Origin of the sequence: Sulfitobacter sp. JL08, from assembly GCF_003352045.1 — a bacterium.
GTDB lineage: Bacteria > Pseudomonadota > Alphaproteobacteria > Rhodobacterales > Rhodobacteraceae > JL08.
This window is the reverse complement of record NZ_CP025815.1, coordinates 22,453-36,327: the sequence shown is the minus strand read 5'-3', so window position 1 is coordinate 36,327 and position 13,875 is coordinate 22,453. Positions and strand designations below refer to the sequence as shown.

Genomic DNA, 13,875 nt, shown 5'->3' with positions numbered 1-13,875 from the left:
CCAAGGGGACAAGTCAGGTAAATCAGAATGGACGACTACGAACACTATGATGCTACAGGTCTGGCCGGTTTGATTGCCGCCAAAGACGTGACGGCGGATGAATTGCTGGATGCGGCGCTGGCACGGGTTGAATCCAGAAACGGCGATTTGAACGCTGTTGTAATGCTGGCCGAAGATGTGGCGCGTAGAAATATTGCAAACGGCCTGCCAGACGGACCGCTGAAGGGCGTGCCGTTCCTGCTCAAGGATCTGGGTGCCGAAGCAATAGATTTTCCGTCCCATAACGGCTCTGTCCTGTTGAAGAACACGGTTTATGACCAGAATTCAGCGCTTTATGATCGCCTGGCGGCCACAGGTCTGGCCAATTTCGGGCGTACAACCTCACCCGAAGGCGGGATCGGCATCGTGACAGAGGCCGCTGTTTACGGCGGACCCACGCGTAATCCGTGGAATCTGAACCACACACCGGGCGGTTCGTCGGGCGGTGCGGGTGCTGCGGTTGCCGCCGGCATTGTACCCGCGGCCCACGGATCGGATGGCGGTGGTTCGGTACGGGTGCCGGCCTCATGCTGCGGATTGTTCGGCTACAAGGCCACACGCGGACGGCTGCCCGATGGCCCCTATGCCGGAGAAGGCTGGGCCGGAATGGCGATTGACGGTTTCCTGACAAGATCGGTGCGCGATACCGCCCTGTTGCTGGACGCAACGGAAGGGCCCGACCTTGGTGCACCCTACTGCGCGCCACCGTTGAAAGAGAGCTACATGGCGGCGCTGACGCGCAGCCCGAAGCCGCTGAAAATTGCATTATGTGACACATCGCTGACCGGCGAAGCCATTGATCCTGTGTGCCGCGATGCGGTTCAGGACGCCGCTGCGCTGCTGGCGGACATGGGGCATCACATCGAAATCGCGCGCCCCGCGGCCGATACCAACGGCATGATGCACGCATGGACGATTATAGTGGCTTGCGGCACGGCATTGGGCATCCGCGCCGAAATAGAAGAGCGTGGCACACCGCTGCGCGATGGCGAAATCGAAGGCGTATCGCGCAGCGCCATGGCGTTTGCCAGCACAATTTCAGGGGATCGCTATTTGCAGAGCGTTGGAAAGATCCACCGTTACGGGCGGGAAATGGCCGCGTTTTTCCAAGACTACGATATTCTGCTGACGCCGACGCTGGCGGAACCGCCTGCAGTCATCGGACGCTTTAACCATGACCGCGACGATTATGTGAACTACCGCACCGGACCGGACGGTGTTTTTGCCTATTCGCCCTACACCGCCGCATTCAACGCCACCGGGCAGCCCGCAGCATCGGTGCCTCTGTGCTGGTCATCCGACGGATTGCCGATCGGCATTCACCTGGCGGGCCGCTTTGGCGAAGACGAGGTGCTGATGTCGCTTTGTGCCGATCTGGAACGGGCCCGACCATGGTTTGACCGCCGCCCTTGATATGGTGTTGTGGACCATTGCAGCCCTTGCCCCTGAACAGCGCTTGGATCATAAAAGCAGTCAGCCACATGCTGGCCCCGTGACACCCAGAAGGACCAACAGCCAATGACACTTCAAGCCCCCGAAACAAAGGTTGTCGAAAACCATCGGATCGCCTGCGACGGCGGCGAGGGGGCGCTTGGGCATCCGCGCGTCTGGCTGCAGATTCCCGAAGACACCGGCTGGGTCGAATGCCCGTATTGCGACTGCAAATACGTGCACAAGGATTTTGAAGGCAAGGTCTGAGCATCAGAAGCCAAGGCGGCCTGCGTTGACAGACCAGATAAGTATTTAGGAAAAGATGAAGCACGGGCAGGTGCGCCACGACAACTGGCCGCGCCTTGCAAGACGTGCCAGACTGGCACAGTAAGCAGCCGAAGGGGAGCACGATGTCGGGATCGTTTGGAAAGGGATGCCATCTGCATCTGATTGATGGATCGGCGTTCATTTTCAGGGCCTATCATGCGCTGCCGCCGCTGACGCGCAAATCGGACGGGCTGCCGATCGGGGCGGTTTCCGGCTTTTGCAACATGTTGCAGCGTTATGTGGACGGCAACTCTGGCGCGGATGCACCGACGCATGTGGCGGTTATCTTTGACAAGGGATCGCACACGTTCCGCAATGATCTTTATGACCAGTACAAGGCCAACCGCGAGGCGATGCCGGAAGACCTGCGCCCGCAAATTCCGCTGACCCGCGAGGCAACGATTGCTTTCAACATCGCGTGCAAGGAACTGGAGGGGTTCGAGGCCGACGACATTATCGCCACGCTTGCCTGTCAGGCCCGCGATGCGGGCGGGCGCTGTACCATCATTTCGTCGGACAAGGATCTGATGCAACTGGTCGGTGACGGCGTCGAGATGCTGGATGCGATGAAAAACCGGACCATCGATGTGGACGGTGTGATCGAAAAGTTCGGCGTCAAACCGGACCGCGTGGTGGATGTGCAGGCGCTGGCCGGAGACAGCGTTGACAATGTGCCCGGCGCGCCCGGCATCGGGATCAAGACAGCCGCCCTGTTGATCAACGAATTCGGTGATCTTGACGCGTTGCTGGAACGAGCAGAAGAAATCCCGCAGCCCAAACGGCGCCAGACGCTGATTGATCATGCCGAGCAGATCAGATTGTCGCGCAGTCTGGTACAACTGGATTGTGACGTGGCGCTGGATTTCGGGCTGGACGATCTGGAAGTGAAGGATCCGGACCCTAAAAAACTGCTGGAATTTCTGGCCGAGATGGAGTTTCGCACGCTGTCCAAACGGATTGCGGCCAAACTGGATGTTGAAGCCCCCGAGATACCGGAGATTGTGAACGACACAACCCAGACCCAGCGCGAAGCCGTTCCCTTTGATGCGGACAAATACGAGTGCGTGCGCGATATGAACGCCCTGAAGCTGTGGCTGGACCGGATAGACGAATGCGGCTGGGTCGCAGTTGATACCGAAACCACCGGCCTGAATGAGATGCGCGCCGATCTGGTTGGAATATCGCTGAGTGTCACACCAGGTGAGGCCTGCTATATTCCGCTGATCCACAAGGAAAGCGCATCTGATGATCTGTTCGGATCCGACAAACTGGCCGAAGGGCAATTGGGGCTGGATCAGGTTCTAGACGCCCTGAAACCGATGCTGGAGGATCCTGCGATCCTGAAAATCGGGCAGAATATGAAATATGATGCCAAGATCTTTGCCCGCAACGGCGTCGATGTGGCCCCGATTGATGACACGATGCTGATGTCCTATGCACTGCACGCGGGCGAACACAATCATGGTATGGACACGTTGTCAGAGCGGTATCTGGGCCATACGCCCATTCCGATCAAACCGCTTCTGGGTTCCGGCAAATCCGCGATCACCTTTGACAAGGTGCCGCTTGACGAGGCCACGCGCTATGCCGCCGAGGATGCCGACATCACATTGAGGCTTTGGCAGCATTTCAAACCACAACTGCACCGCAAGCAGGTGACGACAGTGTACGAAACACTGGAACGCCCGCTGGTGCCGGTTCTGGCGCAAATGGAAATGTCGGGCATCAAGGTTGACCGTGATACGCTAAGCCGGATGTCGAACGCCTTTGCCCAGAAAATGGCGGGGCTTGAGGCCGAGATACACGAGATGGCCGGCAGGACGTTCAACGTGGGATCGCCCAAGCAGCTGGGCGAAATCCTGTTTGACGAAATGGGGATCGAAGGCGGTAAAAAGGGCAAGACAGGGGCCTATGCAACCGGCGCGGATGTTCTTGAGGATCTGGCGACTGAACATGAACTGCCTGCCCGCGTGCTGGACTGGCGGCAATTGAGCAAGCTGAAATCGACCTACACGGATGCCTTGCAGGATCATATCAATCCCGAAACTGGGCGCGTGCACACATCCTATTCCATCGCGGGGGCCAATACCGGGCGTCTGGCATCAACCGATCCGAACCTGCAAAACATTCCGGTGCGTACCGAAGAAGGTCGGCGTATCCGCGAGGCGTTTGTTGCCGATCAGGGCAAGGTTCTGATCTCGCTTGATTACAGCCAGATCGAACTGCGTATTCTGGCCCATATCGCCGATATTCCCGCTTTGAAACAGGCATTTTCCGACGGGCTGGACATCCACGCGATGACCGCGTCGGAAATGTTTGATGTTCCGATCGAAGATATGACGCCCGAAGTACGGCGCCGTGCCAAAGCGATCAACTTTGGCGTCATCTACGGGATTTCAGGCTTTGGTCTGGCGCGCAACCTGCGCATCCCGCGCGCCGAGGCGCAAGGGTTTATCGACCGGTATTTCGAACGGTTCCCCGGCATCCGGACCTATATGGATGAAACCAAGGCGTTCGCGAAAGAACATGGTTATGTGCAAACTCTGTTTGGCCGGAAAATTCACACACCCGAGATCAATGCGAAAGGTCCGCAGGCAGGGTTTGCCCAGCGCGCCGCCATCAACGCGCCCATTCAAGGTACGGCCGCGGATGTGATCCGGCGGGCGATGATACGGATGCCTGACGCCATCAGGAACCTGCCCGCAACGATGCTGTTGCAGGTCCATGATGAATTGCTGTTCGAAGTGGACGAGGACGCCGTAGACGACGTAATCGGTGTGGCCCGCGATGTTATGGAAAATGCCAGTGATCCGGCGGTGAAGCTGGATGTTCCCCTGACAGTCGATGCGGGGCGCGGGGCGAACTGGGCCGAAGCACACTAGGGGCTGAGGGCGCGTTCACTGCATCCAGCCAAGGCAGGATTGCGTCGGACCTGTCGAATTATATTCGGCACTGACCCAGCCGGAATATCCGTCTCGGTCCAGTGTTTCGAAAATCACATCGAAATCCATCGGGCCTGCACCCGGTTCATGACGCCCCGGAGCACTGCCAATCTGGACGTGCACCGCCTGATGGCCGAAGGCGCGCCATATGGCCAGCGCATCGCCTGTGATCATCTGGGCATGGTATGTGTCATATTGCAGGCCGACATTGGGCCGGTCCACGGCCTTTAGAACCGCTGCCGCCAGATCGTAATCGTTCAGAAAGTATCCGGGTTGATCGACCGGATTCAGGGGTTCAATTGTAAAATGTTGATGCGGGGCGGCATCGGCGGCCCATTTCAGATTTTCCACAAATGTTGCTTGGGCATCGGCCCCCTGCGCGGCGCCGGCCATAACGTGTATAAATTGAGGCTTTAGTTCGCCAGCATAGCGCAGGACACGCCGGATATCGTTCTGGAACCGTGCCTGACCGGCAGGGATGGCGGCAAAGCCACGTTCGCCGCCGGTGTAATTGGGCGGCGGAGCATTGATCAGCACAAGATCCAACCCGTTAGCCAGCAGCGCCCGCCGCGTATCCTTGGCCGCGGCATCGTAGGGAAACAGGATTTCAACGGCTTCAAACCCCGCCAGCGCCGCAGCGGCAAACCTGTCGAGATAGGGCAGTTCAGTGAACAGCAGTGACAGGTTTGCTGCGAATTTGGGCATCGGATTTCCTTTGGTTGATCCTGCTTAACGCAGGTTCACGTCCGCCTGAAAGAGGTTGAAAGCGACACGATGTCGATTTTGGACGCGACGACGCTGATCCGGCGGTGGCAGCCTGCCAGAGTTCGGCCCAGATACCGGACAGATTACTGACCTTTTTGAAAGCAAACCTTCGTTGGCGTTCCAACCAGAGCCCCTTGGCTCGGCCGATGCCGCTGCCCTGCGCGCCAACCTGTTGTCTGGCAACGCGTTGGGTATGGTTTCGATGCTGTTTTGGGCCGCCGGATTTCCTGCGGCTGAACTGCTGCTGGATACGTGGCCCCCTCTTGCCCTGATCGCAGCTCGATTGCTGATGGTGCTGGTTCTGCTGCTGCCACTTTGGCTGGCGATCGACGGGGTGCATGTTCTGGCCAATGCATCCTGGCGGCGCGGCATCTGGGTAGGCGGGATCGGCTTTGGCTTTGGCACATGGCTGTTGCTGATTTCGCAATCTCTGACCGATCCTGTAACCGTTGCGCTGATTGCTTCTGCCATGCCTATCGCTGCAACGCTGATTGAATTGTTCTACCGTGTACGCCGCCCCAGCCGGTTGTTTCTGATCGGCATGGCAGCGTCGGTGACAGGGGGGATTATCGCAACTTGGGGCAAAAGCCCGACAGATTTCGGGTTGGGCGGGCTTGCAGCAGTTGCATCGTGTTTTCTGTTCGCGTGGGCCAGTTTTTGCACCGTGCGCGATCTGCCCAATCTAACCGCCCTTGGGCGCACGACACTGCCTTTTACAGGGGCGGCCATTGTTGTCGTTATTCTGTTTTTGGGAACGACCCTTGCCGGGGTCGATGTTATGCCACGCGCACCTGTTGACGGGCGGCAGATCACGTTGCTGATCGTCTATGCCATCGGTGCAATGGCCCTGTCTCAGGTCTGTTTTATCGCCGCTATCGCGCGGCTTGGCGTTGCTGTCACCTCGCTACATATCAACATCGCACCGTTTTATGTGATGGTGATTATGACAGTTCTGAGCGCAACGTGGAGTTGGCAGCAGGCATTCGGGGCCGCAATCGTCGGGCTGGGCGTGATCGTTTCGCAGCGCCGCTAGTCAGGCAAATCCGCTGATGGGATCACTGGAAAAAACTGGCCTGACGACCAAAGGCCGAACCAGCCGTCGTGATGTTCACCGATATCAACGAGGCGATAAAAGCTTTTCCGGTCTATCAATGCCTCAAGCCCCGCTCGGATCATGATATAGGGAGACGGCTCTCCCGTTTCGGGATCACGGGTAACGCGAATGGGGTGGTCCGGCCCGGCCTCGGCAAAATCGCCGGTTTTGGTTTCGAATGCCAAAACCTGTTCCCGGCCCTCACCCTGAACTTCGAAATCAATGGCAACAAACGGCGCATCGTCCACCGTGATTCCGACCTTTTCAACGGGGGTGACCAGATAGTATTTTCCGTCCTCAAGCTTGAGAATCGATGAAAAGAGCTTGACCAGTTCCAGCCGTGTGAACGGCGTGCCCAGATAATACCACGTGCCGTCACGTGCGATGCGAATATCCAGATCCCCGCAAAACGGCGGATTCCACAGGTGAACAGGCGGCAAGCCGCGTGTTTTTGTGGCTTTCACCGATGCAATCAGGCCTTCGGCGGTCGGGGTCACGGTTTTTTGTCCGCTCATTGCTTTTGCCATTTCCGTTTCGCGCGATACACTCTTACGTAACGATATAGTCGTCAGGAGACAGATAGCCATGACCGATCAAACAGATCTGGAGCCACAAATCGAAGCACTGGAAGAAAAGCTGGCCAAGGCCAGAGCGTCTATCACGCGGCGGTTTATTGGTCAGGAGCGCGTTGTCGACCTGACCCTGACCGCCCTTTTGTGTGGTGGTCATGGGCTGTTGATCGGATTGCCGGGGCTGGGAAAAACGCGGCTTGTCGAAACATTATCGACGGTCATGGGGCTGGACGGCAAACGTGTGCAATTTACCCCTGATCTTATGCCGGCCGATATTCTGGGTTCCGAAGTTCTGGATACCGAAGCCGATGGCGGACGCACATTCCGGTTTGTACCCGGCCCGATCTTTTGCCAGTTGCTGATGGCGGACGAAATCAACCGTGCAAGCCCGCGCACGCAATCGGCACTGTTGCAGGCCATGCAGGAAAAAACCGTTACCGTTGCCGGTCAGGACCGGCCTTTGGGCACACCGTTCCATGTTCTGGCAACGCAAAACCCGATTGAACAGGAGGGCACCTATCCCCTGCCCGAGGCGCAGCTGGACCGGTTTCTGGTTCAGATCGATGTCGATTACCCCACACGGGAAACAGAACGCGATATTTTGCTGGCCACGACAGGCGCCAGCGAGGATCAATCGACGCAGGTGTTCGGCGAAGGGGAACTGCTGGCAGCACAAACCCTGTTGCGGCGTATGCCGGTCGGCGACAGCGTGGTTGATATGATCCTTGATCTGGTACGTGCCTTCCGCCCTGAAGAAGCAGGTGTCTCAGACCGAGTGCGTGAAACGGTGGCCTGGGGTCCGGGCCCGCGTGCAGCGCAAGCGCTGATGATGACGGTGCGCGCGCGCGCGCTGCTGCAAGGGCGGCTTGCCCCGTCAGCGGAAGACGTGATTGATATGGCCCGCCCGGTGCTGTCGCATCGTATGGCGCTGAATTTCGCAGCCCGCGCACGCGGTGACAGCCTGACCGATCTGATTGAAACGACTGCAGAAACACTCGCGCAGACAAAGGCCGCTGCGTGACACAGCCCGTTTCCCTTCGCCAGCGGGCCGAGGAACAATCGGCCCGCCTGCCGCCTTTGCTGGCGCGGGCCGAGCATCTTGCCGGCACGGTTCTGTTGGGCGATCACGGGCGGCGCAAAGCCGGTCTGGGCGATGATTTCTGGCAATACCGCCCCGCCCAGCCCGGTGACAGCCGCCGTATGATCGACCACCGCCGTTCTGCGCGGGGCGATATGCAGTTTGTGCGTGAACGCGAATGGCAGATTGCGCAATCCGTCATGCTGTGGGTCGATCAAAGCGCTTCGATGCGGTTTGCCTCAACCAAGGACTTGCCGCAAAAGGCCGACAGGGCCCGGCTTTTGGGGTTGGCGATTGCCATACTTCTGGTGCGTGGCGGTGAGCGTGTCGGGCTGACAGGTACGTCACTTCCGCCGCGCCGGGGCAATCCGCAAATCCTGCGTCTGGCCGAAGCGTTTTCGCAGGATTCCGATGCGGATTACGCCGCACCGGAGTCGCGCGCGATGATCCCGCACGCGCGCGCTGTGTTCATTTCCGATTTCATGGGCGACATCACCGGGGCGAGAATGGCCCTGACCAAGGCCGCAGATCGCGGCATCAAAGGTGCATTGGTGCATGTGCTTGATCCGGCGGAAGAAAGTTTCCCGTTTCAGGGCCGAACGATCTTCGAAAGCATCGGTGGCACTCTGGTTCATGAAACGCTCAAGGCAAACGAATTGAAGGCACGCTATCTAGATCGTCTGGCCGCGCGCAAAGACGAACTGCAATCGCTTTGCGCATCGACCGGCTGGCAATACAGCGTTCACCATACAAGTGACAGCGCGCAATCTGCATTGCTGTGGTTGTACCGTGCCTTGGACGGGGGCCGCATATGACCGTTTTGGGCGGCATTGGATTCAGTGCACCTTGGTTGCTGTTGGGGCTGATCGCCCTGCCCATTCTTTGGCTGATTCTGCGCGCGGTTCCACCGGCGCCGATCCGGCGGCGGTTTCCCGGCGTTGCGCTTTTGCTGGGTCTGAAAGACGACGAAACGGTATCTGACCGCACGCCATGGTGGCTGCTTTTGCTGCGCATGCTGGCGGTTGCTGCGATGATCCTGGGGCTGGCGGGGCCGGTTCTGAACCCGTCGCAGGATCGGGCGGGCACCGGCCCGTTGCTGATCGTGCTGGATGGCAGCTGGGCGGGCGCCACGCGGTGGCGGGAAAAGATTGACCTTGTGACAGCTGAATTGTCCGAAGCGGGCCGCGCGGGCCGTACGGTTGCGATCATGCGTCTGACAGAACCGGAACCACCGGTGTTTCAATCTGCCGATGTCTGGTCAACCCGTCTGGCCGGCGTTCTGCCGGCACCCTGGCAACCCGGCCCGGTGTTGGTGGCACAGGCCATTGATGCGCTTGGCGACACCTCTTTTGAAACCTACTGGGTGTCGGACGGGTTGGAATACGAAGGACGCGACGCGATGCTGAGCGCCCTTGAAGCGCGCGGACCGGTACAGGTTTTTCAGAACGCGAGCGCAATTCTAGCAATGACCCCGGCAACATTCGAAGACGGTGCAGTGCAATTGACCGCCCGGCGATCTGCTGCTTCGGAAACGAGGGAGATCACACTTTTGGCGCATGGCCTTGATCCGGCGGGCAACGCGCAGGTTCTGGCAAGCGTTCCTGCCACCTTTGACGCCGGTGCGAGTGAGGCACAAACCGCCCTGTCCCTTCCGGCTGAATTGCGCGCCCGCCTGACGCGATTTGAAATTCAGGGGCAACGGTCGGCGGGTGCGGTCAGTCTTTCGGATGACAGCCTGCGCCGACGCGAAGTGGCGCTGATCGCCGGGCGCGAAGATCGTGAAGGATTGGAACTGCTTTCGCCTTTGCACTATCTGGAACAGGCGCTGGCGCCGACGGCCGATCTTTTGAACGGGGCATTGATGGATATCCTTCCGGCCAATCCGGATGTGATTGCGATGGCCGATATCGCCACCCTGTCATCGGCAGAGGAAGAGGCGCTTTTGTCATGGGTCGATACTGGCGGGATGCTGTTGCGGTTCGCCGGCCCGCGGCTGGCCGCCAGCGATGTCAGCCGCAGCGATGAACACCCACTGATGCCGGTGCGTCTGCGCGCGGGTGGCCGCACTGTCGGGGGCGCGATGAGTTGGGGAGAACCCAAGGAACTTGCGCCTTTCAAACAAAACTCGCCTTTTTTCGGGCTCGACATTCCTGCAGATGTCCGGGTTTCGGCGCAGGTGATGGCACAGCCCGATCCGACCCTTGCGGAACGGGTTGTCGCGTCTTTAAGCGATGGCACACCACTGGTGACGCGCAAGGCGGTGGGCGATGGTCAGGTTGTTCTGTTTCATGTCACAGCGAATGCGGAATGGTCTACCCTGCCTTTGTCCGGCCTGTTTGTGGAAATGCTTGAACGGCTTGCCGTGTCTTCATCCGGCGGGTTGCCAGAGGCAGAGGATCTGGAAGGAACGGTCTGGACTCCGGTTCAGGTTCTGGACGGCTTCGGGGCATTGCCTGACGCAGGCAACCTTCCGGGCGTTGACGGCACAGACCTGATCGAAACGCCGCTTGGCCCTGATGTGCAACCCGGCGTCTACGCATCGGATGATCGCAGGATCGCCCGCAATGTCGTGACCGCAGATACAGATCTGACACCGGCCAGCTGGCCTGCACGCATTCCGGTGACAGGCCTCACGATCGAGGCAGAAGTTCCTTTGGGCGGCGCGCTTCTGAGTGGTGCGATTGCGCTGTTGTTGCTGGATGTTCTGGCGTCCCTGGCGTTGGGCGGCCGGTTGTGGGGCGCGCGCGCTACGGCGGCTGTGCTGGCGCTGGCCGTTCTGCCCGGTTTTGCGCATCAGGCACATGCACAATCGGATGATGACTTTGCGCTTGCCGCAACATCGGAACTGGCGCTGGCCCATGTCCTGACCGGAAACAGGGCAGTGGACGATACCGCCCGCGCCGGACTGGTCGGTCTGTCAGACACGTTGTTTTTCCGCACGTCGGTCGAACCGGCCAATCCCACCAGTATCAATCTTGAAACCGATGAGCTTGCGTTTTTCCCGATCCTGTACTGGCCGATAACCCCCGATCAACCGACACCTTCGGCAGATGCCTACGTGAAGCTGAATGCCTATTTGCGTTCCGGTGGCATGATCCTGTTCGATACAAGAGATGCCGATATTGCCCGCTTCGGATCGGCAAGCCCGAACGGACGCAAGTTGCAGGACCTGGCGCGGCCACTGGATATTCCGCCCCTTGAACCGCTTCCGTCGGATCACGTGCTGACGCGCACCTTTTATCTGTTGCAGGACTTTCCGGGCCGTCACACCAGCCGCGAGGTTTGGGTCGAAGCCGCGCCACCGGATGCGCAACAGATCGAAGGCATGCCATTTCGCAACTTGAATGACGGGGTGACGCCGGTGGTGATTGGGGGCAACGACTGGGCGGCGGCCTGGGCCGTGAATGATCGTGGCGTTGCGGCCTTTCCGATCGGGCGCGGGTTTTCCGGTGAACGGCAGCGCGAACTGGCCTATCGCTTTGGTGTCAATCTGGTGATGCATGTGCTGACCGGAAACTACAAATCCGATCAGGTGCATGTGCCTGCGTTGCTAGACAGGTTGGGCCAATGACCGGAACCGTTATTTTCGATCCGCTGGTCCCCTGGCCGGTATTGGCCGTTGTCGCCGGAATTGTCGCCGTCGCCGTCGGTATTGCGGTTTGGCGAGGTCTGTCGGGCTGGGCCTTGCGCGGTCTTGCCGGGCTAGTCCTGCTGGGGGCCTTGTCCGGCCCCGCGTTTCAGCAAGAGGATCGCGCGCCGCTGACCGATATCGTGGTTCTGCTGGAAGACCAGAGCGCCAGTCAGGCTCTGTCTGACCGGCGCGCGCAAACGGCCGAGGCGTCGGTCGCGCTGGCCCGCGCGGTTGCTGCGCGGGACAACACCGAACTGCGCCGTGTTGCGGTACCCGACAGCGAGGAAAATGGCGGCACTGCCCTGATGGCTGCCCTGACCGAGGTGCTGGCCGAACAGCCACGTGCGCGCATCGCGGGAATTGTCGCGCTGAGCGATGGGCAAATTCACGACGCCGCGCGCGCACCTGATTTGCCGGCCCCGCTGCATCTTTTGCTGACGGGGCGGCAAGACGACTGGGACCGTCGCCTGATCGTGCGCAACGCACCTGCTTTTGCAATCATCGGCGAACCGGTGACACTCACTTTGCGGATCGAAGATTCAGGCGCGGTACCCGATGGCGCGCGTCTGGCTCCGCTGGAAATTTCCGTTGATGGCGACACCCCTCAGGTGTTCCAGATTCCAATCGGCCAGGATATTGATCTGCCCGTCACCCTGCCGCACAGCGGGCGAAACGTGCTGCAATTCACAGTGCCGATGGCAGAAGGCGAACTGACAGATCGCAACAACACCGCCCTGATCCAGATGAACGGCGTGCGCGACCGGTTGCGGGTATTGCTTGTTTCAGGTGAACCGCACGCGGGGGGGCGGACGTGGCGCAACCTGCTGAAATCGGACAGTTCTGTCGATCTGGTACACTTTACGATTCTGAGACCGCCGGAAAAACAGGATGGCGTCCCGGTGGGAGAGCTTTCTTTGATCGCGTTCCCGACGCGTGAGCTGTTTCTGGAAAAAATCGATGATTTCGACCTGATCATATTTGATCGGTACAAGCGGCGCGGCATCCTGCCAGCAATATATCTGGACAACGTGGCCAACTATGTCGAACAGGGCGGTGCCGTGCTGATTGCGGCTGGCCCGGATTTTGCCGGTGCCGACAGTATCTACCGCTCGCCGCTGGCCCGTATCCTGCCCGCCGAACCCAGCGCACGTGTTCTGGAGGAAGGCTTTGCGCCGGTTGTCACCGATCTGGGCACGCGTCACCCGGTGACAACGGATTTACCGGATCAAGGCGATTGGGGGCGCTGGCTGCGCCAGATCGAAGTGACCCCGCAATCCGGCGATGTGGTCATGACAGGGATTGATGACCGCCCGCTATTGGTGCTGGATCGGGTCGGTGAGGGGCGCGTTGCGCTGCTGGCATCGGATCACGCATGGTTGTGGGGGCGCGGATACGAAGGCGGTGGCCCGCAACTTGAACTGCTGCGCCGTCTTGCGCACTGGATGATGAAGGAACCAGAACTGGAAGAAGACGCGCTTTGGGCAGAAGCGACCGGCCAGACCATGCGCATTATCCGGCGCACACTTGGGGAAGATGCAGCGCCGGTCATTGTCACGCCGCCCCAAGGGCCTGATGTTGAAATCACGCTTTCACAATCCGGCCCCGGCCGGTTCGAGGCCTTGTATGACGGGCCGATGATCGGGCTTTACCGTCTGCGTGATGATACGCACGAAACGGTGATTGGCCTTGGCCCCGCTGCGCCGCGCGAATTTGAACAAACCATTGCCACCGGCGATATACTGGCGCCGCTGATTGCGCCGTTGCGTGGCGGTGTTGTGCGTCTGGAAGACGGTATACCCAGCCTGCGTACGGTCCGTGAAGGACGCCCCGCCGCCGGACGCGGCTGGATCGGGCTGACGCCGCGCGGCGCATATGAAACCCGCGACGTGCGCCAAAGCGCGCTTTTGCCACCATGGCTGGTGCTGCTTCTGGCCTCTGGCCTGATCATCGGTGCGTGGTTGCGTGAAGGCCGACGCTAGGGACGCAAGGCCGGGTCG

The 13,875-nt window shown here is 59.7% G+C and carries 10 protein-coding genes; 8 read left to right on the top strand and 2 right to left on the bottom strand.

Translation table 11 applies throughout. The features are described from left to right. Nucleotides 1–27: 27 nt before the first annotated feature. The 3 genes from C1J05_RS00145 to polA all read left to right on the top strand — a co-directional run bounded on the left by C1J05_RS00145 (nucleotide 28) and on the right by polA (nucleotide 4,679). Nucleotides 28–1,452 (top strand): amidase, encoded by a 1,425-nt coding sequence (locus tag C1J05_RS00145; RefSeq protein WP_114868489.1) that lies wholly within the window; start codon nucleotides 28–30, stop codon nucleotides 1,450–1,452. Between the two features lie 105 nt (nucleotides 1,453–1,557). Further along, the gene (locus C1J05_RS00140; RefSeq protein WP_114868488.1) at nucleotides 1,558–1,737 is read left to right on the top strand and encodes a zinc-finger domain-containing protein; all 180 of its coding nucleotides are present in this window, start codon (nucleotides 1,558–1,560) and stop codon (nucleotides 1,735–1,737) included. A 143-nt stretch (nucleotides 1,738–1,880) separates the two neighbouring features. Continuing rightward, nucleotides 1,881–4,679: a DNA polymerase I gene (polA, locus tag C1J05_RS00135; protein WP_114868487.1), complete on the top strand. Its 2,799-nt coding sequence runs from the start codon at nucleotides 1,881–1,883 to the stop codon at nucleotides 4,677–4,679. Between the two features lie 15 nt (nucleotides 4,680–4,694). Here polA and C1J05_RS00130 read toward each other — a convergent pair whose 3' ends face one another. Continuing rightward, nucleotides 4,695–5,444 carry a hydroxypyruvate isomerase family protein gene (locus tag C1J05_RS00130; protein WP_114868486.1) on the bottom strand — a complete coding sequence of 250 codons (750 nt, stop codon included), beginning with the start codon at nucleotides 5,442–5,444 and terminating at the stop codon, nucleotides 4,695–4,697. Nucleotides 5,445–5,616: 172 nt separating this feature from the next. Between C1J05_RS00130 and C1J05_RS00125 the strand changes: the two genes are divergently transcribed. Further along, nucleotides 5,617–6,537 carry a DMT family transporter gene (locus C1J05_RS00125; RefSeq protein WP_114868485.1) on the top strand — a complete coding sequence of 307 codons (921 nt, stop codon included), beginning with the start codon at nucleotides 5,617–5,619 and terminating at the stop codon, nucleotides 6,535–6,537. Here the strand turns inward: C1J05_RS00125 and C1J05_RS00120 are convergent. Next, entirely contained in the window at nucleotides 6,534–7,112 is a 579-nt protein-coding gene (locus C1J05_RS00120) for a DUF1285 domain-containing protein (RefSeq protein WP_114872006.1), read from the bottom strand. The two genes, C1J05_RS00125 and C1J05_RS00120, sit on opposite strands and share 4 nt — an antisense overlap. Before the next feature lie 70 nt (nucleotides 7,113–7,182). Between C1J05_RS00120 and C1J05_RS00115 the strand changes: the two genes are divergently transcribed. Genes C1J05_RS00115 through C1J05_RS00100 form a run of 4 tightly spaced genes read left to right on the top strand, consistent with a single transcriptional unit; the run spans nucleotide 7,183 to nucleotide 13,857 of the window. Further along, a complete protein-coding gene (locus C1J05_RS00115) occupies nucleotides 7,183–8,190 on the top strand; it encodes an AAA family ATPase (RefSeq protein ID WP_114868484.1) in 1,008 nt (335 codons plus the stop codon). Beyond that, nucleotides 8,187–9,062, top strand: a complete 876-nt coding sequence (locus C1J05_RS00110) for a DUF58 domain-containing protein (protein WP_114868483.1) — start codon at nucleotides 8,187–8,189, stop codon at nucleotides 9,060–9,062. Before C1J05_RS00115 ends, C1J05_RS00110 begins: the two co-directional genes overlap by 4 nt. Beyond that, nucleotides 9,059–11,818, top strand: a complete 2,760-nt coding sequence (locus C1J05_RS00105; RefSeq protein WP_114868482.1) for a DUF4159 domain-containing protein — start codon at nucleotides 9,059–9,061, stop codon at nucleotides 11,816–11,818. The genes C1J05_RS00110 and C1J05_RS00105 overlap by 4 nt, the downstream gene beginning before the upstream one ends. Further along, the gene (locus tag C1J05_RS00100) at nucleotides 11,815–13,857 is read left to right on the top strand and encodes a glutamine amidotransferase (protein ID WP_114868481.1); all 2,043 of its coding nucleotides are present in this window, start codon (nucleotides 11,815–11,817) and stop codon (nucleotides 13,855–13,857) included. The genes C1J05_RS00105 and C1J05_RS00100 overlap by 4 nt, the downstream gene beginning before the upstream one ends. Nucleotides 13,858–13,875 lie beyond the last annotated feature (18 nt).

Bases quoted from the DNA above. Each gene is read 5' to 3' on its own strand.
- C1J05_RS00145 (WP_114868489.1), top strand. From the start codon at position 28: ATGGACGACTACGAACACTATGATGCTACAGGTCTGGCCGGTTTGATT.
- C1J05_RS00140 (WP_114868488.1), top strand. From the start codon at position 1,558: ATGACACTTCAAGCCCCCGAAACAAAGGTTGTCGAAAACCATCGGATC.
- polA (WP_114868487.1), top strand. From the start codon at position 1,881: ATGTCGGGATCGTTTGGAAAGGGATGCCATCTGCATCTGATTGATGGA.
- C1J05_RS00130 (WP_114868486.1), bottom strand. From the start codon at position 5,444: ATGCCCAAATTCGCAGCAAACCTGTCACTGCTGTTCACTGAACTGCCC.
- C1J05_RS00120 (WP_114872006.1), bottom strand. From the start codon at position 7,112: ATGAGCGGACAAAAAACCGTGACCCCGACCGCCGAAGGCCTGATTGCA.
- C1J05_RS00115 (WP_114868484.1), top strand. From the start codon at position 7,183: ATGACCGATCAAACAGATCTGGAGCCACAAATCGAAGCACTGGAAGAA.
- C1J05_RS00105 (WP_114868482.1), top strand. From the start codon at position 9,059: ATGACCGTTTTGGGCGGCATTGGATTCAGTGCACCTTGGTTGCTGTTG.
- C1J05_RS00100 (WP_114868481.1), top strand. From the start codon at position 11,815: ATGACCGGAACCGTTATTTTCGATCCGCTGGTCCCCTGGCCGGTATTG.